This window comes from Bacillus cereus group sp. BfR-BA-01331 (assembly GCF_022663915.1).
GTDB classification, from domain to species: Bacteria; Bacillota; Bacilli; order Bacillales; family Bacillaceae_G; genus Bacillus_A; species Bacillus_A mycoides.
On the sequence record NZ_JAKUGJ010000007.1, the window covers coordinates 191803 to 214070 of the forward strand.

Below are 22268 nucleotides of genomic sequence, written 5' to 3' on the forward strand. Positions count from 1 at the left end.
CTTTAATCTGTTTCCACTCCCTTCGACAGTTCGCTTCCATTTCCCTTCCAAAAATCTTCTTATTCTCTTACATTTCAACAGGAATCTCAGAACAAACATCGTATATGTACTATGAAATATATTTATTGACGGAGGAATCGTATGAGTACAATTATGACAGTCAATACAGCACAAGAAATCGAGAACGCAGAAATACATATGCTTTCTTCTAGATTAGAGGCACTACAAGAAATAAGCGGAAATCCAATGCAAGTACAAATGAAAAAGTTCGGGAGTGCCACTGCCTTTTCATCAAAAATAATTGCTGGTCCTGCTTTTAATACGGTAAAAGGCATTACATTTACAAATACAGATGAGATAGATGAAATCATCGCTTATTATCAATCACTACAAATCCCTTGCCGTTTTGAAATTACACCGGCTCAAGGTACAACTGAACTATTTCAATACTTATCTCAACAAGGCTTTTACCAATCGAGCTTCCATACCACTTTATATAGCATACCGGGACAAGATTTTCCGCTTCCCCCTTCTAACATTTCAGTACGCAAACTGAAAGAAAATGAGTTTCATACTTTTGCAGATATTTATATACGTGGATTTAATATGCCGTCCTTTACAAAAAATGGTGTTCATCAAAATAATGAAATTCTTTACAATAAACCAGGATGGCATTTTTTCATAGCCGAAGTTCAAAACACTCCTGCTAGTATAGGGGTACTTTATATAAATAAAGGTGTTGCTTCATTAGCTGCTTCTGCTACTTTGCCAGAATTTCAACGTAAAGGGTGTCATACCGTATTAATTCAAAAACGAATTGAGACCGCTCTTGAATCCAATTGTAATTTAATAGTTGGACAAGCAAGATTCGGTAGCGGCAGTCAAAATAATATGGAACGTACCCATATGAAAATTGCTTATACAAAATCAATATGGACTGCGAAAGACATATAATTAACTTTCTTTTTCTTTCCATTACGAATGTATACATTTTATGACAATTACCTTTCTATCCTGTTACTCATTTGAATATTCAAACTAAATTTGTTACGCTATTACTAGATACATCATTCAACTTGCAATATGAAAAGAGAATTCTACTCAAACTACAAGGAGGAGAAATGTATGACTAAACATGATCATGGTTTAAAAGAAAAAGTAGAAGGTGCCATTGATAAGGTAAAGGGTGAAGTAAAGGAAGTTGTCGGGAAAGTAACTGACAATAAAAAATTACAAGCCGAGGGAAAATGGGATAAGGTGAAAGGCACTGCTAAAGATACGGTTGGTAATATAAAAGAAAAAGCACATGAATATAAGGAACATAAATAATAAAAAACACGTTAGATGCATTTTCATCTAGCGTGTTTTTCATTTCAGTTTATATACATAATTAACTAAATATTACACGGTATATTTTTATTTCTCTATACTCTTTGTAAGTGGTTCTTTAAATGCATTTCTATTCCATACAGCAAAAACAATAAGAGAAATAATAAAGAATACAACAAGACATATACCCAAATAATCAAAATTAACTACCTGAATGAGATTCCAAAACGGTCCCTGTAAATTATAGCTTTCAATAAGTAAAGATAATAGTTGATAACCCCCTATTAAAAAAGCCGTTATAACAGATATTGAGGTAATTAATACGTTATATGAATTTCTAATTCGACTATTTTCCATTGCCCACTTATAATTCGTATTCATGAATGTACTATCTAATGTATCCATCAACGACATTCCTGCAGCAAACAAAATGGGAAAAGCAAATATACTTACAAGCGGGATAGATTGACTTGTTGCAGTTACTGTAGAAAGAGCAATTAATCCGATTTCACTTGCTGTATCAAAACCAAGCCCAAATAAAAAACCGATCATATACAATTGCTTTTGACTATCAATAAACCTAAATAAGCGCTGCGTGAAACGATATATAAATCCTAAGTTTTCTGGTTGCTTATCCTCTTGGCTTCGTAACACTTTAATAAGGTACAACAGATTGGTAAGCCCAATAATAATAAGAAATGTACTAGAAACAATTGTGCCGATAATACCGCCTATAGTAGAAAAACTCTCCATTCCATGTTTTGCTGTTTTTCCAATTAAAGCAATTAATACGATCATCACAAATACTACAGTAGAGTGTCCTAATGAGAAGTAAAACCCCACCCCCTGTGAGTTTTTACCTTTTTCAATTAATTTCCGAACAGTATTATCAATTGCGACAATATGATCACTATCAAACGCATGACGCAATCCTAAAGAATATGCAATAATAGCCATTCCAATTATGCTATTGCCTTTATACAGTGCAGGTAATAATAAGAGAATTCCAAGCACATGAAGAAATATAATAATAACAAAAAAATTAGTTGCTTTTTTCAGTTCACTTTTCCACATAGTTACTAACCCTTTCTACTTTAGATTGAATACTCTTGAAAAAGAAAAGTGCCATAATAAAAACTACAATCGTTATAATAGTCACTAAAATAATTACAAAATCATTTAACATGCCTGTATGATTTGTAAGTGTTAACAGGGCTGGTATCGTTGCAGTAATCCAGGATTCAATGAAGCAAACAATCCCTACATAAATATGAATCTTCTTTTTCAACCCATCTTGCAAGAAAAATAAAAACCAAAGGAACGCCCAAAAGAACCAAATTATTGTACTTTGTAGACTTCCACTCTCATGTAATTGATTCGCTATTCCCATAACCGTTGCAATAATAGCAACCCAAAGAGAATAGTAGCCTACACCTGAAGAATCAAGTTCTAATATATTCGTAAGGCCAACATATAAATAAGTAAAACCAAATAAAAAAATAGTTCCATTAGATAGGATAGTCCACTCATTAGATTGACTTCCTGTAAATAATAAATATAGTGGTGTCAAAGTTTGTAATGCCCCTACAAATAAATTGAAGTACCCTACACTTTTGCTATCAATGAGTTTAAAAGCTGCTAGTGCATTCATAAATAGAACTGCACCGACAAATAATAATCCCACATTAGTCATAGTATCCCCTTCTCCTACTTAATATTTTCGATAGGATGTTAATTCTTCATGCAGACAATTCTTTCTAACAAAACGATGACACTGAAAAAATATAGACTCCATATCCTCTGTATTATGACTAAGTATGCGTATGACAAAGCCTTTACATGGCATAGAAGATATTCCAATCTTCATATTGTTAGTGTTAGAAAGCGAAGTTTTCAATGCTGCAATTAAATCATTTGTAATGTTCTCATTAATAACCATGAAAGTACCATAATGGGAATATTGATTTAATATTCCCATTTGATCTAGCGGCTCTTTGAAAGGGTTTAACAATAGATGATCGTAAACTACAAGTTTGTTTTCCATATATATTTTTGTTAGCGAATCAAAATACTGGTATGTGAACTTCTCCATATTTGGAGACCAACCAGGCGTAACTGAATCGCATAAAATCAATGTAGAATTATTTTGCATATATATATTTGTTTTTTGCTTATATGCTGCATCCTTGTACATAATCAACGGATCTGGTAAATACTCCATAACAGCATTTTCACCAATATAAACATTCAATTCTTGCAAAGCATAACTATTTGGAGTCTTGTAAATTTTCGTTGCTGATTGGCTTGTTATATATGTTTTCGCATCTTCATGAACATTTATATTTATAGAATAGAAGTCTCCTTTTAAATAACCTCCACCAGAATTCATGATATAGTAATATGCTCTACCATAATCATCCAAATATATTGGCTGCGTTACTTTTAAGGCATCTTTATGATAAACCTTAATAGGTACCGTTTTATGTCTCTTTTCCATCACATCAATGTTTAAGACACCTGTAGGGGCTTTCATTTCTTCAATCCTTCTAACATGATGTTTTGTCGCATCCAATTTATTAATCCCTGTAAGCCTTCCTCATCCTTCAAATTTGTAAAAAAATATGGTTTATTATGTCGGTAATTTTTCGTATCCTGCTCCATAACTCCAAGATCAGCCCCTACATAAGGTGCCAAATCCGTTTTATTAATCACAAATACATCAGATTTGATCATTCCTTGTCCACCTTTACGAGGAATCTTTTCTCCTTGTGCTACATCAATAATATAAATTGAAAAATCCACTAGCTCTGGACTAAATGTGGCAGCTAAATTATCACCCCCACTTTCAATAAAAATAATATCTAAATTACTATGTCTAATCATGAGCTCTTCAATTGCTTCAAAATTCATAGAAGCATCCTCTCGAATTGCTGTATGTGGACACCCTCCTGTCTCTACACCAATAATTCTATCTTCTGGTAAAACACCCGTTTTCAATAAAATCTTTGCATCTTCTTTCGTATAAATATCGTTTGTAATTGCTGCAATTTCATAATCTGTATTTAAATATTTTGTTAACTTTTCAACTAACATTGTTTTCCCAGCACCTACGGGGCCACCAATACCAATTTTAATAGGTTTTATCATTTTATTTTTCCTCCCTATGACATGAAGACTCTTACATTTACATCTTCATGTTGCATTTGATTTATTTCGAATTCAGGATCATTCAATCCAAAATTATCTAATGAAAGTATTTGAATTCTATCAATAGATTCACAGATCAATTCATGGCATTCTTGTAATAGTTTTTGACCATCTGTTTGTCCAAGAGGAATGGCTCTCACACCATTTTGAATTATGCTTCCAACACTTGAATATAAGAAAACTAAGAGCGTTTCTTCTACTGTCATTTTCAATTCCGCCCCTAATATTCCGTATACGATACTCGGATGACCTTCTAATTTATTACCCATAACATCTTCTTTGTATATATTTAAATTTGCAAATGAGAACAGTTCACACAATAGTTTAGAAGTACTTTTACTAATCATTCTATTTGCTCTTCTACATTCAAAAGGCAATGTTTGTGCTGTTATTAAATCATCTAAAAATGTAATTTGTTTTCCATCATTATTCTTAGTGGCTTCGTAAGTATATTTGCAAATTAAGCCGTCCGTGTGTGTTAATTGCACTTTTACATATCGATTAATCCATTTGAAAAATTCTCCTTTATTTGTAACTTGTCCCTCTTGAATAAATGTTTCTAATCCAAAAGAGTGACTAAAACTTCCTGTTGGGAAGTTCGAATCACTAATTTGGAGTAGGTTAAGTAGGTTAAATATGTTTGTGTGAAGCATGCTTGAACGGTTTGGGTAATACTCTATTTTCTTTTTGATAAGGAACACCTTCCTTTTTGAGTAAATCTTCTACTAAGTAGTCGTTCGCCAAAATCATACACCCTTCATCGAATTGTGCTGGCAAATGTCTATTTCCTAAGTTATGCGCAATAATTCCCATTTCTTTTATTGACGTTGGAGTAATTACAATTACCTCTTCTGGTAACACTTCAATATATACAATACGATGTTCATCTTCATATAAAATATCACCGTTCTTTAATGTTTCTCCATTATCTAAAGACACCCCAATTTCAAAACCAGATTCTGAATATAATTTCTGAACCCTCTTTAGTAAAAGCTCACTAGAAATCAATATTCTATCAAGATGCTTTTTTGTATTTGCAAAATCATTCATATTGCATACGTTGTTATTAATTTTTTCAATAATCATTTTATCTCCTCCGTTATATCAAAATAAAAAATATCTTTGAGCCATAGGTAATACATCTACTGCTTCACACGTAATAACTTGTCCATCAACTTTAACTTCATATGTCTGCGGATCTACTTCAATTTCTGGTGTTGCATTATTCAGCTTCATATCTTGCTTAGAAATCTCTCTCGTATTTCTAACAGGTAATACAACTTTATTTAAACCTAATTTTTCTTTAATATTATTCTCATAAGCTACTTTAGATACGAATGTAATCGAACTTGACTGTACCGCTTTTCCATATGCACCAAACATCTTTTTTTCATAATATGGTTGTGGTGTGGGGATCGAAGCATTCTCGTCTCCCATTAATGCCATCACTACCATCCCGTTTTTCAAAACCATATCTGGCTTAACACCGAAAAATTGTGGATCCCATATTACAAGGTCTGCATATTTCCCAGCTTCAATAGAGCCGACATATTCTGAAATCCCATGTGTAATAGCTGGATTAATTGTATACTTAGCTATATAGCGTTGAATTCTATTATTATCGTTATACTCTTTATCTCCCTCTAAACTACCAATCTGCTTTTTCATTTTATCGGCGGTTTGCCAATTGCGAATAATAACCTCTCCAACCCTTCCCATCGCCTGCGAGTCAGAGCTAATCATGCTGAAAACCCCTAAATCTTGCAAAATATCCTCTGCCGCAATTGTTTCTTTTCGAATCCTTGAATCCGCAAACATTACATCTTCTGGAATATTTGCTTTTAAATGATGACATACCATGAGCATATCTAAATGTTCATCCAACGTATTCACTGTATATGGCAAGGTCGGGTTCGTTGAAGAAGGTAAAATATTATTCAGTGCAGCAATCTTTATAATATCTGGTGCATGCCCACCACCAGCCCCTTCAGTGTGGTACGTATGAATAACACGATTATCAATAGCCTTTATCGTTTCTTCCACAAAACCACATTCATTTAACGTATCAGTATGAATAGCAACTTGAATATCATATTTATCAGCAATCTGTAACGAGTGATTAATTGCTGAAGAAGTCGCTCCCCAATCTTCATGAATTTTTAATCCAATAGCTCCTGCAAATATTTGTTCTTCCAGGGCAGGTAAACTTGAACTATTTCCTTTCCCTAAAAACCCAAGATTTATAGGAAAAGCTTCTGCTGCCTCTAGCATTTTTCTTAAATTCCAAGATCCAGGCGTTATTGTAGTTGCCTTAGTACCCTCTGCCGGTCCTGTTCCTCCCCCAATTAAAGTTGTTATACCTGAAGCTAATGCTGTATCAATTTGTTGTGGGGATATGAAATGCACGTGTGTATCAATACCTCCAGCTGTAACGATTTTTCGTTCACCAGAAATTACTTCCGTTGATGTTCCAATGATGATATCAATATTATCCATAACTGAAGGATTACCACTCTTACCAATTGCTGAAATCTTTCCATCTTTTATACCAATATCCGCTTTATATACTCCTGTATAATCAATAATAATTGCATTCGTAATAACAACATCCACAACACCTTGTTCCCTTGTAAGTTGCGAATTTTGTCCCATACCATCCCTAATTGATTTTCCTCCACCAAAGACAGCTTCATCACCATATACCGTGTAATTTCGATCAATATGTGCGAATAATTGTGTATCCGCTAAACGAATAGAATCTCCTGTAGTTGGACCATATAAATCAGCATATTGTTTACGTGACATCTTAAAACTCATGCTATCTCCCTCTTTTTTTGTAAGATTGAATATCGCCATCCACTTTATTTTTAAATCCATATACTTCTTGCTTCCCTGAGTATGGAACTAATTCAATCGTTTTTTCATCCCCAGGCTCGAATCTTACCGCTGTACCCGCTGGAATATTTAAATGTTGTCCAATTGCTACACTACGATTGAACTTTAACGCCTCATTCACTTCATAAAAGTGGTAATGAGATCCAATTTGAATCGGCCTATCTCCCTGATTTAACACCTTAACTTTCGTTGCTTTTTTATTTCCATTACATACTATGTCTTCTTTCGCAAGGATATATTGCCCTGGAATCATAACATTCACTTCCTTTAATGAATTGGTTGATGAATAGTTACTAATTTTGTTCCATCAGGAAAAGTTGCCTCAACTTGAATATCTGATATCATGTCTGCAATACCATCCATAACATCTTCAGCACTTAAAATATTTTTTCCAAGCTCCATTAATTCCGCTACATTTTTACCATCTCTTGCTCCTTCCAAAATTTCATACGTAATAATAGCGATACTTTCCGGATAGTTTAACTTAAGCCCTCTCTCCTTTCGTCGATACGCTAAATCAGCCGCAACAACTACCAGCAGTTTATCAATTTCTCTTGGAGTTAATCTCATTACAATCTTCCTTTCTAAAGTATTTTAAAACTAAGAATATTCTAAAAATAAAAGATGTATTTCCAATGTCCTTTCCGTGTTTTCTCCATGTTTTTTTCTGCTAATCAAATAAAAAAAGACTAGAATTTCTAGTCTTTTTTTATTTCCCTTCATTCTTCTCTAACACATATAAATCTTCTTCAATATTCGTTAATTTCTCACTTACAAGTTTTCTTGCATCTCCAATTGCTTGATTGTATGCAAATGGCCCTACTAACTTTATCATTTCTTCTATTAAACGTTCTGCTTGGAAACGTCCAATTTCATCTAAATCTTCTTCAACGAAAAATTGCTGAATTTGTGCTACAAGCTCTTCTTTTTTATCATTCGTTATTTTTATGTTCATCATCATTCGTTACTCCTCTATATTTAAGATAATACTTTTCTTAACTCTACCATAGAAAATCGATTTCCTGGACAAGTTTTTGTAACCCCTTCTAACTCCCTATGGCCGAGTATATTTCCTTTCTCTATGGCAAACTGCTTCACAAACATTTTACATAAAGAATATAATGAATTCATTTGTGCAGTAGTTGGATCATATTTATCAAAATTTCCCGTCATACATATTCCAATTGTGTCACTATTATTATCTTTCGCATGTGCTCCAATATGTAAACCTCGCCCTTCGACTACAGTTCCATCTTCTTCAATAAAATAATTGTAACCAATCCCGCTCCATCCTCTTACCTTTTGATGAAATTCGTGAGTTTTATACACATCCCATCCATCTTCTGACGTATGGTGGACAATCAGTTTATTTACTTTCTCTAAAGGAACTAATTCATCTTGAAATGTTAAATTTACACATTTAATTTCCATTTGAACTTCCTCCCCTTAAAAATCAATTATAATAATTGTTTTATCATCTGGTCTTATTCTATTTTCTCCTTCTAGCCTTTCAATGATTGCTACATATTCTTTTATACTATTCTTTCTTATATATATCACAATTTGTTCTAACGACCACTCCGGATGGAACAATCCGTCCGAACAAATAAAGATCCCACTTACATCAGCTACATGTAATTCCCCATGTTGTAAATAAGTCATTGCTTCTTTCATCCCATTTGCAACTGCGTAACCGTTTGGCACATTCGCAAGATAGCGGTTGTATTTCAACTGCTCCCGAACATCTTGAAAAACATGTTCTTCCGGGACTGGTAATCCTTTTTTACGATCCTCTTCTCTCTTCTTTTTTGCGCGTTTACTAATTCCCTTAACTGTATCTTTCGTTAATACTCTTATCGCTCCATCCTGAAGTATTGCAACGATCATACAATCACCTAATTGTGCATATTCAAGTTTATCGCCTTCTATTTGAACTGCTGCAATACATGTACACCACAGATGGTCTTTTTTTCTCGTATCAACCTTGTACTCTAGCATCTTGCTTTGCAATAATTCATTCGCCTTTGCAACTTCATCTTGTAAACTATTGATCTCTCGTAGCGAAGTAAAATGACTTGCAAATAAATGTGAAGCGATGTATGCTCCATTATGTCCTTCTTCATCACAAAATGGAACTAACGGTGTTGCTCCATCGCATACACCGTAAATCATTTTATCTTCATTACAAAAAAATGAATCCTCACACTCTTGTTTTAAAGGACTCTTCTGTTGATACGTCGTTATCTTCATATCTGTATCCCCTCCCAATTTATCAAACACTCGAACTATTTAGATTAATCTAATTTTCCAAAATAAACTGTTTTCCCCAAAAACTTTCAATTTCATATATAATCTTGAAATAATATGATTATTTAGTGAAGGACGGGAAAGAGATGGTCAGATTTCTTGGTGTTATTTTTGGTTCTATTATTATCGCAATTGCCTTTAATCTTTTCCTTATCCCCCATAAAATTTTAAGTAGTGGAATTGGCGGAATTGCTATTATTTTAGGGATTGTAACCCCTGTAAACACAGGTATTATTAACTTTGTATTGAACTTACCTATCCTTATTTTAGGATACATAGGTCTTGGAAAAAAAGTAATTTTTAACACGGTTGTTTCTGTAATTGTATTATCTGTTGCATTATACTATGTTCCAGTAAAAGTCGTAGCAACAGACCCACTTTTATCATCTGTATTTGGCGGTGTCATCGCCGGTGCTGGTATTGGTCTTGTCTTTAACTGCCATGGTTCAACTGGTGGCTTTGATATTATCGGTATGTTGTTATCTCGCAAGCGAGATATTAAACTTGGTGGATTCCTTATTGCATTAAATACAGTTGTTGTTGTCATTGCAGGATTTTTCTTCACTTGGGATGTTGCCCTTACAAGCTTACTTTCAATTTATGTAACTGGTAAAGTAATTGATGCCGTTCATACAAAACATCGTAAAGTTACACTTATGATTGTAACAAATCAAGCGGAAGAAATGAAAAAAAAGCTTCTTTCAACTGTAGTACGTGGCATTACGTTACTTGATGGTGAAGGTGCTTATTCAAACGAGAAAAAACGTGTACTTATGACAGTCGTTTCACGTGAAGAATTAGCAAGTATGAAACTAACGATTTCGGAAATTGATCCTCATGCATTCGTTAATATTACGGAGACTGTTGAAGTATTAGGATTGTTTAGAAAAGTGTAAAAAACTAGGTGGATCTCCACCTAGTTTTTATTTTCCATAAATTCAATTCGATTTCCAAACGGATCTGACACGTAAAATCTGATTACATCTGGTCGCGCATGATCATCTATTACTTCAATACCTCGCTTTATTAACCCTTGTTTAAATTCATTAATTTTCAAAACATAAAAAGCTGGATGCGCTTTTTTAGCTGGATTAAAATTTTGCTCAACTCCGATATGAATCTCTTGATTTCCACACTTAAACCAACACCCACCACGCTTCTTTAATTCCTCTGGCTTTGGGATTTCCTCCATACCAATTTTATTACCATAAAATTCTCGTGCTTCTTCTTCACATCCTACTGGCGCCGCTACTTGTACATGATCAATTCCTTGAATATAATTTTTCATATTCCTTCCCCCTCTTCTATTCTAATGTTATAACGAAAATACATTCATGTAACTTAGAAAATATTAATAAAGCAATATAAGATTCTCTTATTACTACCTTTTTTTACCTTCCACTAAAAATAAAAAAGAAAATTTATTATATAATTTCCATTTTTTATAGAAATACACATTGCACCTATATTATAGTTAGTACTAGATTCATCTTTTTTAGATGCTAGTTGTACGGAGGAAATATTATGAGTCGTAAAAAACATTCATCTACTCAAAAAAAGCGTCACCCAAACGTCTCGGAGCGCTTGCGAAACCATATACAAAATCGTTCTTTAGCAGAAATGTATGCATCTCTTTTTGAACATAACCCTGATAGTATTATTTCATTGAATTTAGAAGGAGTTATTTTACATATTAACCCCTCTGCGGAAAGAATATTAGGTTATACTTCTAACGAATTAGAGCGGAAAACAATCACTTCTATTTTAGAAGCACATATTTCTGATCAAGTGCTACAATACATAAAAAATGCTGCAGCTGACAATCAAAAAGAGTATATTGTCTCTATTTATCATAAAGACGGATATTTACTAGATGTCGTAACAAAATTAGTTCCTATTTTTGTTAAAAACCGTTTAACAGGTGTATACGCCATTATGAAACCCCTTGAAAAATCAGAAAGAATTGAGAAAGTATTACAAGAGAGTGAGAAACGATTACGCACATTAATGAATTCAATGCCTGCATTTGTTATTTTTAAGGATCATGAAGGACGCTGGCTTGAAGCGAATGACTATGCGCTTTCTTGTTTCAATTTCCATAACGTTCCTTATCATGGAAAAAGAGATAATGAACTCATTCAATATAACGAAGCATACCGCGAATCTTTTTTGCATTGTGAAGAAATCGATGAACTAACATGGCAAAAAGGACAAATTCTTCACGGAGAGGAATTTATTATACATAGAAATGATTTCGACCTAGTTTTAAGCATTTCAAAAGTCCCACTCTTCCATCCTGATGGCTCACGCAAAGGTCTTATAGTGATGGGAAGAGACGTTACCGAACTAAAAGAAACTGAAAAGTTATTACGGAAATCCGAAAAACTTGCAGTAGTAGGACAACTGACAGCTGGAATTGCCCATGAAATTAGAAACCCGCTCACTTCATTAAAAGGGTTTTTAACGTTATTACATCCAGAAATAAATGAGGAAAACAAATGGTATGTGGACGTTATGTTGAGTGAAATTTCACAAATGGAATCTATAACAAGCCAATTTATGGCGATGTCTAAACCACAAGTATTATCTATTCATACATGCAACGTACAAACATTAATTGAAGAAGTTGTAACTTTTATTTTACCAACAGCAATTATGCATAGCGTTCATATCATCATGGATCATTTCGATTATATTTCTGACATTCAATGTGACAGTAATCAATTAAAACAAGTTTTGATTAACATATTAAAAAATGCAATCGAGGCGATGCCTGATGGTGGTAACATTTTCATTCAAACAACTTCGTTAGAAAATGATTTTGTTTCAATACGCATTATGGATGAAGGTTGTGGGATTCCTGAAGAGCGCATGGCTCGTCTTGGCGAACCTTTTTATAGCTTGAAAGAAAAAGGAACTGGCCTTGGCTTAATGATGTGCTATAAAATCATTCAAGAGCATCACGGGAAATTATTCATTTCCAGTGAATTAAACATAGGAACAACTGTCGATATCCAATTACCGATTGCTACAGCTCATCCTGTAACAAACTCTTAACTATACATCTACAAGATATTATAAGTAGTTCAGTTATTGTGGAAAACATCTACACTAAAAAGCTCAAAGTCCCTATATGACTCTGAGCTTTATTTTTGTATACGATTTATTTTATTAAATCCACTCTTTTCCATGTTTACGAATAAACTGAATATCATTTTCATAATGCTCAAAATGCCCTTCATCTATCATCTTTTGGAAGTTCATATCGCCTTCTAGTGCTTTTCTTTTCATGTATTTACATAATCCTTCTAATCGTAGAAGTACCATCTCCAAATAATCCTCGGCGATGCCATCACTTTTATAGGACTCAAAAAACAATTTAACTCTTTGCTTTATGCGGTCTGCATGCTGTAATGAACTATAATAAACTGCCTCACCTGTTTCCTTATAATAAACTCTACTTAATGGGACACAAGTGTAAAGAGTATAGGCTATGTCCCAAAGTCTTGGTCCAGGACCAGCAACATCAAAATCGATAATACCTACTGGTTTTTCGTTATTAAAAATAATGTTGTATATTGCAAAATCATTATGGCATACAACCTCTATTTTATTTGGAGTATTATCCATCGGTTTCCAATCATCTGATAACGGGAAGTCACTCACAGCATCATGATAAAGACGGAGCATCTTCGCTATTTCTTTTAAAACATCATTAGACCACATATACTTTTTTAAAGGATAATTACCAGCTTCTCCTTCAATAAATGATAATATCTCTCTATCTTTATCATCAATACCTAAAAACTTTGGTGCATAACTAAAACCTTTGTTTTCCAAATGATTTAATAGCTTATGAATTTTGGTACTGCCTTGCTTTAATTCTCGTCGAACAGTATCTTCCGAACGATATACGTTTGAGACATTCCCTCCCGTTAACATTTCTTCATTTTCGTAGTTTGACATCTAATAGTTCCCCTCCATTATTCTACATTTTCTTTATATTTTAACATAACTTTCCTATTCTCTTTTAACCCCTTAAATTGCAACAAAAAAATCGAGTATAAAGTCTTTATGATTTTACACTCGATTTAGTCTACTATTTATGCATGTGAAAATATTTTTTCATACCATTCTGTTGCCTTCTCTACTTCATTCATCGTTAATTGATGTCCTCTATTTTCCCAATGCATTGTTACATTAGCATCTACATTTTCTAATAACATCTTCAATTCCTCTGACTCAGAAGGTGAACAAATTGGATCATTTGTTCCAGCAGCGATAAATACGAATTTCTCTGCTAAATTAGGTAATTCTATTCCTCTTCTAGGCACCATTGGGTGATGAAGGACTGCACCTTTTAATGCATTTTCGTAATGGAATAATAAGCTCGCCGCAATATTTGCTCCATTTGAATACCCAACAGCTACGATATTATCTCTATCAAATTCATATGTTTTTGCTGCTTCATTTAAAAATTCATTTAATTCCTTCGTACGGAAAACAAGATCCTCTTCATCAAAAATACCTTCTGCTAATCGGCGGAAGAAACGAGGCATCCCATTTTCTAATACATTTCCACGAACACTTAATACAGAAGCTTCCCGATCAATTCTTTCTGCAAGCGGTAATAAATCTAATTCATTTCCTCCTGTACCATGAAGCAATAACAACACTGGTTTTGACGTATCTTTTCCTTTTTGAAAAACATGTTTCATCATATTCCTTTTCCCCTTTCAATCACTTTAATCTAGATTTCTCACTTCAAATGGTAAGAGTGTCTGTTCAATTTGTTTTCTATGTTGTTCATATCGATCCGGTAATTTTAACTCCTCACCCATCGTCTCTAAAGATTCGTCATGGGCAAAACCAGGAGGGTCTGTTGCAATTTCAAATAAGATTTCGCCGTTTTCTCTAAAATAAATTGCGTTAAAATAGTTTCGATCTTGTACAGGGGTTACACCATATCCAAAGCGAGACACATGCTCTTTCCAGTCTAATTGATCAGCATCATCATTCGCTCTCCAAGCAATATGATGAACTGTACCAACACCCATTTGCCCACGTCCAATTGTTGATAATCTCAAATCGATAATATTTCCAATATCAGCAGAAGAACGGAACCGCATAAACTCTCCCTCTTCTCCTACTTTCTCAAGACCCATAACATGCTCTAGCAATTCAGCAGTTTTTTGAGGTTGTGCAGATAAAAGAACAGCACCGCCAAATCCTTTAATTGCTACTTCTGGCGTAACTTCCCCAAAAGTCCAATTATTTAATTCGCCCTCTTCTCTTTCAACTAATTCTATATGCAAACCATGTGGATCATCAAATTCTATATACTGTTCTCCAAACCGAGTCATTTTTGTATACGGTACGTCGAATTTTTCTAATCTATTTTCCCAAAACTCCATTGTGCCTTTTGGTACGACATAAGACGTAATGCCTACTTGACCGTCCCCAATAATACCTTGACGAGCACCTGCCCATGGGAAAAACGTAATAATTGTTCCAGGCTTTCCTCCTGCATTACCAAAGTAAAGATGATACGTACCTGGATCATCAAAATTCACTGTTTGTTTTACTAAACGCAATCCTAATACACCTGCATAAAAATCTACATTTTCTTGTGGGTGACCTACGATTGCTGTAATGTGATGAATTCCCATCGTTTTCTTTTCCACTTTCTCCACCCCTTTTTTTATTTCATTACAAAAAACGTTTATTCGCTAAAATTCATTATTCATTTTGTCCATATGATAAAGTTCAATCCGCAATACCATCTTTTTCAAAATTGAGGTATTTCTCTAAAAAACTAACACATTTCATTTAGTTCAAAAATTATCTCGAATTCGAGATATTTTACAAAAAAACTACAGTTCTTATGATTATATTTTAAATATTGATTTTATGATTTTGACTATCCTTCAAAAAATATCTTGAATTCGAGATTTATTATAGTCTAATTAGTTTTTATTGTCAATGCGGATATCATTTCATTTTTTCATCAAAAACAATATTCTGATAACTCATCTCCATCAAACAATTTGTTTGAAAAAGAGCAACCGAAAAGCGGGAACATTCATGTAATAAATTTCTACTTTTCCCATAACCAAAAAAGCCATACAAATGTATGACTTTTTTGATTTTTTTTGTTCAGCTACATATTTACTTCCCAATTACGGAAGGAAACAATTCCGAAAGTGGAACTACTCTCCCCATCTCATCTTTAAACACAATATGCTCTCTCGTTAAATGGCGTGGGCTCTTTACCCCTGCTGCTGCCGCTAATGAAAACAAACTATATCTCATACTAATAACATAGTTCATTACTCGCCATTTTTTCTCATACGGATCTAATGCTTTTTGGTAGTGTGGATTCGTAGTTGCAACCCCCGATGGGCATTGCCCTGAATTACATTGAAGTGCCATAATACAACCACTTGCCATCATAAATCCGCGTGCTGAATTTACGGCATCTGCACCGATAGCTAAAGCAATCGCTACTTTATCTGGCGTGATTAATTTCCCGGAGGCAAACACCTTTAATTTATCCCTGACACCGTAATGATTTGCTGTATCAATAAATGTAAGTAGTGCCGGTATAAGCGGAAGCCCCATACTATCCGCCATCGATTTATATGTTGCCCCTGATCCACCTTCTGAACCGTCGATTGTAATAAAATCTGGATAGATGTTTAATTCTTTCATTGCTTTTAATAAATCTTCCAAAGGCTTCTGTTGACCAATTACAATTTTCATACCCACTGGTTTACCACCGTTTTCTTGTAAATCTTGAATAAAATATAAAGCCTCTGCGGCACTACTAATAAATGAAAAACGATTTGGCGAATTAATCGTTTCTCCTTCTCGTACTTTCCGAACGGAAGCGATTTTCTCATTTACCTTCTGTCCTTCTAAATGACCACCACGTATTTTTGCTCCTTGCCCAAATTTCAATTCAAACGCTTTAATATTACTTTCTTTCGCCTTCTCCATAAATTCCTTCATCGAAAAATCCCCGTCCTCGTCACGGTATCCAAATAATCCCGGACCAATTTGGGCAATGATATTTGCACCCGTATGTAAATGTTCTGGAATGACACCCCCTTCCCCAGTATTAATCCACGAACCACCTGCCATTTTTGCACCAAAACCAGCTGATAAAATATAATTTTCTCCAATCGCACCGTAAGATGTCGCTGACGCTCCAAACATCCCATACAGTTTCCATGGATATTTACGATTTTCGCCGACTATAATTGCATCATCTTCTTCATACAACCAAAGGTTTGTTGTATCCGCTGTCAATTTTTCTCTTCTTGAAAATAACCCTTCTTTATGAATCATATATTTTTTCCCCTCACGTTCTTGCGTGAGATTCACACTTAATTCATCTGTTAATGTGGGGAATAATGTATTAGCAATATAATAGCCAGATTCCTCAAAATCTCGTTTTGATCCAAAACCAAGTATTTCAGAACGGTATTTTGCTAGAAACATAACACTTTGAAAATCGTAGCGCGAAAAGGGCTTTCCGTCAGTATCATGATCAAACCAATATTGCCGAAATTCCGGGCCTATTTTTTCGAGCAAATAGCGCATTCTACCTAAGTATGGATGCAGTTTTAATATAGAATGATGCGTCCGTTTTTTAATAAAAAATGTAATGATAAAAAAGACAATTAAAAGTAGCATCAAAAAGAGCAATATACTAATAATAATGAGTAGCGCTTCACTCATTCCGCTTCCCCCTATATATGAAATTCCATAATAAAAAGAGAACACTCCATGTGTTCTCTTTTTATCCTTATTCACACTAACGTAACAAGATGCTCTTTCGCGTCATATTCAACCAAACTTTCAGCATTTTTAATTCGCTGAACAAAATCTGGATTAGCGATTAATGGTCTTCCGAACGCCGCTACATCAATTGTTCCTTCTTGCAGTGCTTCTTCTGCCTCTTTCGGATTCAAATTACCTACTCCTACGATAGTACTATCCCAATACTTTCTTACTAATTGATGAAAATTCTTGCCGTCAGCAATAACTTGCGTATAATTCATCGTTGAAGGGTGAATCATCGTTAATCCAACTTCTTTAAACATATTTACAAACGTTTCAATTGCAAGTTCAGGATGTTCCCACATATAAGTAGGATTATCACCTTTAAAGGCAGAGAAGCGAAGAAGCGTTTTATCAGCTCCAACTGCTTCAATTACAGCCTGAACAACTTCTTTCATAAACGTTAACCTTTGTTTTAAGTCACCGCCGTATTTATCAGTACGCTTATTCGCAAATTCATAAGTAAATTGGTCAATTAAATATCCATGTGCACCGTGAATTTCTACACCATCAAATCCAGCTTCTATCGCATTCTTTGCTGCTTGTGCATATTGACCGATAACTTCTTTTATTTCTTCTATTGTCATTGCTTCTGGTGTATCAAATGGTTTACGAAAACGCGGAACATTCCCCTCCGCAGCAATAGCAGAAGGTGCTTGCGGCATTTGACCACCAATTATTTCGTGATGACTCATACGTCCAACATGCCATATTTGAGCAATAATCGTTCCGCCTTCTTTATGTACTGCCTCTGTAACAGGTTTCCAAGAATCAATTTGCGCTTGTGTATAAATACCTGGTACTCCCGGATTCCCTTTTGCTCTCGGGCTAATGACAATTCCTTCTGTAATAATTAATCCAATCCCATCAGCAGCACGTTTTTGATAATACTCTACTACATCAGTACCAACTACCCCAGTCTCATTATTTGCAAAACATCTCGTCATCGGTGCCATCGCTATGCGATTACGAAGAGACCAAGATCCAATTTGAATCGGATGAAATAACTTCGTTTCTTCAATATTTTTAAAAGACCCCCAAGCGTTTATATTTGTTCCTTCATAAATACTTGCCGCTTTATTATTTGAACTTGTCATTTTTCTTCCCCCTAAAAAAATCTAACTATAATCGCATCATACTTACTTTTAGATAGTAACGTCAATTTATACGTCTTTACCATTAAAGATTCGAATATTAAACAAATAAAATGATAAAAACAAAAATTAAAAAGGTTTCCTAATTAGGAAACCTTTTTTAGTTGACCATATAAGGCTAACAATTCTTTTATCTCTTTTAAATAAAGAAAATAAACAATTATTATCTCCTCACATATGGAAAATCTCTTAACAATAGAAGTGGGAGTGGTTCAGTATTCTTCTAAAAATAATAACTTATATACCTAAAACAATGAAAGCCCTACCTCTCTTTCATCCTTACGGCTCCTCGTCCGTGCCAGTGTGAATCAGGATTGCAAAAATCAAGTAACTATTTTATCGAGTTATTTAATTAAACTTCGAACATTCGTAAAAGAAATTAAAAAATAAAAATGGATTAAATTGTAGTAATAACAAAAGAGGTTAATGCTCTAAAAGTGGTTTGAAAGAGTTGAATGTCTTTGAAATGATTGATTTTCTATAATTATATTCCCAAAAAATTCAAGATCTTTTTTGGGATGTAATACATTATCTACAATGAATCTTAACAAAAGCTTTTTATTTGATTTTCTGTGATACCTTCAATTAATCCCAGCTCACTAATCAAAAATTCATGTGCGTTATCTAACATTTTCTTTTCGCTTGCATTAAGTGCTTTTTCTTTCTGCATACGTAATAAATCACGTACAACTTCAGCACCTTCTTGTATTTTACCCGTTTTTATTTTATCAGTGTTCAATTTATACCTTTGTTTCCACGTAAGTAATCTATCTGATTCCCCATGCTGAAAAATATCTATTATGTTTGTTAATGCCTTTATATCTGTAACTGGTCGTATATTTGAACTCAATATTTTCCCCATAGGAATCATTACTTCCATATTACTAGCCGACATTTTTATAACATAATACTGTCTTTTTTCTCCTGAGATTTCCTTTTCTTCTATGGCTTTAATTATACCTGCTCCGTGCATTGGATAAACGATGTTATCGCCAATTTGAAACAAATAATCCACCTCCATATATGGTAACCTTCTCAATCTTAACACACATTTATTTTTTTAGCAAAATTTTTATAATATCACAAAATTATTTTCTATGTCAATTTATTTACACATAAAAATTCAAGCTGTACAGAAACACTAAAAAACCCGCGATTTTGTTACATTTCTACACCCATTTTCTCCAATTTTATATACCTTGTAAAACAAAAAAACACATCACTACATATAAGTAGCGATGTATTTTTATATAATGACAAAAACGGTTGCTTCAAAACTTCACACACGATCCTTCGCTTATATACTAACCTGTTTACTAATCGTTTCTCGCGCTAAAAGAAAACTCATAATCACTTGCGCAGCTACTCTACTCGTCATATCCCTAAAATCAAGAGTTGGATCAATTTCTACTATATCCATCCCTTGAACGAGTGGCTCTTTACCAAGGAATTCAATTGCATCAAGTAAAGTTGTACTATCCATCCCACCAGGGCCAATTGCTGGACAGCCTGGCGCAAACGCTTGGTCTAGTACGTCCATATCAAGGGAAATATAAATAGAAGTCACATCTTGTTTTCTTAATACTTCAATACTTTCTGAAATAAGATCTTTTATTTTTCGCTCTCTTACATCTTTCATTGTATACACTGTCACGCCATGCTCTTTTGCATATTCATGGTACGCTCGTGCATTTGAAAAATTACGAATCCCAATTTGAACGAGTTGTTTTCCTGTAATCACATCATTTTCTAGCAAACTACGGAACGGTGTACCATTTGATGGACCACCATCATCTAAATTACGTAAATCATGATGAGCATCAAATTGAATAATACCGACCTTCCCTTTACTATTTGCAAAACCAGTTATACTCGGAAAACTAATCGAGTGATCACCACCAAGAACGATTGGTATCATTTTCGGATTTACTTTCGTCAAGTGACCAACTGTTTTCGCAATTCGGTTATGACTCTCTTTTATATCTGTCACATGCATCGTAATATCACCGCAATCATGAAGAACACTTTCTTTCATATCGTGTTCTTCTGTAATTGCGTACGTGCTATATGCATCTAACATCGCACGAATTGTTTTTGGCGCAAAACATGCTCCCGAATGACTAATAGATGGTTTAGAAAGGGGCGCTCCAATTAAGGCAGCACCGAATATTTCTACGCCTTCCTCCCAATCTTTAATCATTTCGCTCCATTTCGTCACTTCCTGATCGATAAATTTTGCATTTTTCTTTAAATAGTGGCCGTGCTCCACGATTGTTCACCTCTTGTATATGCGATATTCCCATTCTTCCATACTGTATTTACATGACTTACGCCGTAATGATACGGTACGTAAGCGTAATTATAAGCATCCCATAAAACTAAATCCGCCTTACGACCAACTCTAATTTTCCCAGCTACATCGCCTCGATTAATGGCATAAGATGAGTTCACTGTTACCGCATTCCAGACTTCTTCTGGTGTCATTTTCAGTTTCAACATCGCAATGCTCATAATAAGCTGAATGTTTTCAGTTGGACAGCTACCTGGGTTAAAATCTGTAGCTAAAGCAACCGCAACACCTTCATCAATCATTTTGCGACCGCGTGCGAAACTTTCTTTATTTAAATAGAAAGTTGTTCCTGGTAATAAAGTCGCTACTGTATTAGAGTTTGCAAGCATTTCAATTCCTTTATCAGAAGCGCCAACTAAATGGTCCGCTGATGCTGCACCAATTTCAGCCGCTGCTTCCGCACCACCAAGAGGGTCGATTTCATCTGCATGAATTTTCACGTCAAAGCCAAGCTCTTTCGCTTTTAATAAAAATTCTTTTGATTCTTCTACAGAGAACACACCTGTTTCGCAGAAAATATCAATGAACTCAGCTAATTGCTTCTCTTTCATTTCTGGTAATAGATCTAGCATCCATTGTAAAAATTCTTTCGATCTTCCTTTATACTCTTTCGGAACTGCATGAGCACCTAAAAATGTTGAAACTAAATCAATTGGATGCTCTTTTTGTAATTGTGCAGTTGCCTCTAATTGTTTCCATTCCGTCTCATCATCCAATCCGTAACCACTCTTCGCTTCTACAGTTGTAACTCCGAAAGATAGCATACGGTCTAAATGGAATTTAGCTTTTTGAACAAGTTCTTCTTTCGACGCTTGTTTCGTTGCATTTACAGTTGAAAGAATACCTCCACCTTGTTCTAAAATTTCCAAGTACGGAACTCCTTGTAGTTTTAGCGCGATTTCATTTTCACGAGATCCACCAAATACAAGATGAGTATGCGGATCAACAAGACCAGGAGACACCATTTTCCCGCCGCAATCAATAACCTCTTTAGCTTGTAATCCTTTAGCTTCTTCCGCTGTTCCAACGAAAGTAATTACACCATTTTCAATTCCAACCGCACCATTTTCAATAACAGGAAGCGTATTCATCGCTTCCCGTCTTAACAAGCCATCTTCTTGATCCATTGTTAGTAATTGACCGATATTTATTAGTAAAGTGTCCAGCATGTTTCTTCCTCC

The 22268-nt window shown here is 34.5% G+C and carries 25 protein-coding genes; 4 read left to right on the plus strand and 21 right to left on the minus strand.

From position 1 onward, the window contains the following. The first annotated feature begins 141 nt into the window (after positions 1–141). Both MR155_RS15430 and MR155_RS15435 read left to right on the plus strand, forming a co-directional pair. Positions 142–954 (plus strand): GNAT family N-acetyltransferase, encoded by an 813-nt coding sequence (locus tag MR155_RS15430; protein WP_242310444.1) that lies wholly within the window; start codon positions 142–144, stop codon positions 952–954. 171 nt (positions 955–1125) lie between these two features. After that, positions 1126–1329 (plus strand): CsbD family protein, encoded by a 204-nt coding sequence (locus MR155_RS15435; protein WP_002137730.1) that lies wholly within the window; start codon positions 1126–1128, stop codon positions 1327–1329. A gap of 87 nt (positions 1330–1416) precedes the next feature. On the opposite strand, the gene MR155_RS15440 is transcribed toward MR155_RS15435, so the two are convergent. The 12 genes from MR155_RS15440 to MR155_RS15495 form a co-directional block, all read right to left on the minus strand. Beyond that, positions 1417–2403, minus strand: a complete 987-nt coding sequence (locus MR155_RS15440) for a HoxN/HupN/NixA family nickel/cobalt transporter (RefSeq protein ID WP_002128522.1) — start codon at positions 2401–2403, stop codon at positions 1417–1419. Further along, the gene (locus MR155_RS15445) at positions 2390–3022 is read right to left on the minus strand and encodes an AmiS/UreI family transporter (RefSeq protein WP_002087808.1); all 633 of its coding nucleotides are present in this window, start codon (positions 3020–3022) and stop codon (positions 2390–2392) included. The genes MR155_RS15440 and MR155_RS15445 overlap by 14 nt, the downstream gene beginning before the upstream one ends. A gap of 18 nt (positions 3023–3040) precedes the next feature. Continuing rightward, positions 3041–3862 (minus strand): urease accessory protein UreD, encoded by an 822-nt coding sequence (locus tag MR155_RS15450; RefSeq protein ID WP_242310446.1) that lies wholly within the window; start codon positions 3860–3862, stop codon positions 3041–3043. Then, positions 3859–4476, minus strand: a complete 618-nt coding sequence (gene ureG, locus MR155_RS15455) for an urease accessory protein UreG (protein ID WP_000594929.1) — start codon at positions 4474–4476, stop codon at positions 3859–3861. Before ureG ends, MR155_RS15450 begins: the two co-directional genes overlap by 4 nt. A 14-nt stretch (positions 4477–4490) precedes the next feature. Further along, positions 4491–5189 carry an urease accessory protein UreF gene (locus MR155_RS15460; RefSeq protein WP_219303743.1) on the minus strand — a complete coding sequence of 233 codons (699 nt, stop codon included), beginning with the start codon at positions 5187–5189 and terminating at the stop codon, positions 4491–4493. Further along, entirely contained in the window at positions 5167–5622 is a 456-nt protein-coding gene (locus MR155_RS15465) for an urease accessory protein UreE (protein WP_000582803.1), read from the minus strand. The genes MR155_RS15460 and MR155_RS15465 overlap by 23 nt, the downstream gene beginning before the upstream one ends. Before the next feature lie 18 nt (positions 5623–5640). Beyond that, complete coding sequence (gene ureC, locus MR155_RS15470; RefSeq protein WP_097863701.1) at positions 5641–7353, minus strand: urease subunit alpha; 1713 nt, start codon at positions 7351–7353, stop codon at positions 5641–5643. 1 nt (position 7354) lies between these two features. Continuing rightward, positions 7355–7684 (minus strand): urease subunit beta, encoded by a 330-nt coding sequence (locus MR155_RS15475; protein ID WP_000612162.1) that lies wholly within the window; start codon positions 7682–7684, stop codon positions 7355–7357. Positions 7685–7698: 14 nt separating this feature from the next. Next, positions 7699–8001: an urease subunit gamma gene (locus MR155_RS15480; RefSeq protein WP_001241327.1), complete on the minus strand. Its 303-nt coding sequence runs from the start codon at positions 7999–8001 to the stop codon at positions 7699–7701. Between the two features lie 139 nt (positions 8002–8140). Then, positions 8141–8392 carry a DUF2164 domain-containing protein gene (locus MR155_RS15485; protein WP_002033529.1) on the minus strand — a complete coding sequence of 84 codons (252 nt, stop codon included), beginning with the start codon at positions 8390–8392 and terminating at the stop codon, positions 8141–8143. Positions 8393–8409: 17 nt separating this feature from the next. Further along, complete coding sequence (locus MR155_RS15490; protein ID WP_242248004.1) at positions 8410–8862, minus strand: peptidoglycan recognition protein family protein; 453 nt, start codon at positions 8860–8862, stop codon at positions 8410–8412. A 15-nt stretch (positions 8863–8877) separates the two neighbouring features. Continuing rightward, positions 8878–9681, minus strand: coding sequence for a protein phosphatase 2C domain-containing protein (locus MR155_RS15495; protein WP_242310448.1), 804 nt, complete (start codon positions 9679–9681; stop codon positions 8878–8880). A 143-nt stretch (positions 9682–9824) separates the two neighbouring features. On the opposite strand from MR155_RS15495, the gene MR155_RS15500 reads away from it, so the two are divergent. Next, positions 9825–10634 (plus strand): YitT family protein, encoded by an 810-nt coding sequence (locus MR155_RS15500; protein WP_000251329.1) that lies wholly within the window; start codon positions 9825–9827, stop codon positions 10632–10634. 20 nt (positions 10635–10654) lie between these two features. Here MR155_RS15500 and MR155_RS15505 read toward each other — a convergent pair whose 3' ends face one another. Next, positions 10655–11026 (minus strand): VOC family protein, encoded by a 372-nt coding sequence (locus MR155_RS15505; RefSeq protein ID WP_242310463.1) that lies wholly within the window; start codon positions 11024–11026, stop codon positions 10655–10657. 236 nt (positions 11027–11262) lie between these two features. Between MR155_RS15505 and MR155_RS15510 the strand changes: the two genes are divergently transcribed. Continuing rightward, a complete protein-coding gene (locus tag MR155_RS15510; RefSeq protein WP_242310465.1) occupies positions 11263–12795 on the plus strand; it encodes a BA3702 family sensor histidine kinase in 1533 nt (510 codons plus the stop codon). Positions 12796–12909: 114 nt separating this feature from the next. Here MR155_RS15510 and MR155_RS15515 read toward each other — a convergent pair whose 3' ends face one another. The 8 genes from MR155_RS15515 to hutI form a co-directional block, all read right to left on the minus strand. Then, a complete protein-coding gene (locus MR155_RS15515; protein ID WP_242310467.1) occupies positions 12910–13704 on the minus strand; it encodes a phosphotransferase in 795 nt (264 codons plus the stop codon). Positions 13705–13841: 137 nt separating this feature from the next. Beyond that, positions 13842–14456 carry an alpha/beta hydrolase gene (locus MR155_RS15520; protein ID WP_002087830.1) on the minus strand — a complete coding sequence of 205 codons (615 nt, stop codon included), beginning with the start codon at positions 14454–14456 and terminating at the stop codon, positions 13842–13844. Between the two features lie 27 nt (positions 14457–14483). Next, a complete protein-coding gene (locus MR155_RS15525; RefSeq protein ID WP_242310469.1) occupies positions 14484–15422 on the minus strand; it encodes a ring-cleaving dioxygenase in 939 nt (312 codons plus the stop codon). A gap of 484 nt (positions 15423–15906) precedes the next feature. Next, a complete protein-coding gene (locus MR155_RS15530; protein WP_242310471.1) occupies positions 15907–17481 on the minus strand; it encodes an FMN-binding glutamate synthase family protein in 1575 nt (524 codons plus the stop codon). Positions 17482–17552: 71 nt separating this feature from the next. Next, positions 17553–18680 carry an alkene reductase gene (locus MR155_RS15535; protein WP_242310473.1) on the minus strand — a complete coding sequence of 376 codons (1128 nt, stop codon included), beginning with the start codon at positions 18678–18680 and terminating at the stop codon, positions 17553–17555. Positions 18681–19281: 601 nt separating this feature from the next. Beyond that, complete coding sequence (locus tag MR155_RS15540; RefSeq protein ID WP_170935206.1) at positions 19282–19743, minus strand: CarD family transcriptional regulator; 462 nt, start codon at positions 19741–19743, stop codon at positions 19282–19284. Positions 19744–20034: 291 nt separating this feature from the next. Next, positions 20035–21006 (minus strand): formimidoylglutamase, encoded by a 972-nt coding sequence (gene hutG / locus MR155_RS15545; protein WP_002137746.1) that lies wholly within the window; start codon positions 21004–21006, stop codon positions 20035–20037. Further along, positions 20985–22256 (minus strand): imidazolonepropionase, encoded by a 1272-nt coding sequence (gene hutI, locus MR155_RS15550; protein WP_242310474.1) that lies wholly within the window; start codon positions 22254–22256, stop codon positions 20985–20987. The genes hutG and hutI overlap by 22 nt, the downstream gene beginning before the upstream one ends. Positions 22257–22268: the final 12 nt, after the last annotated feature.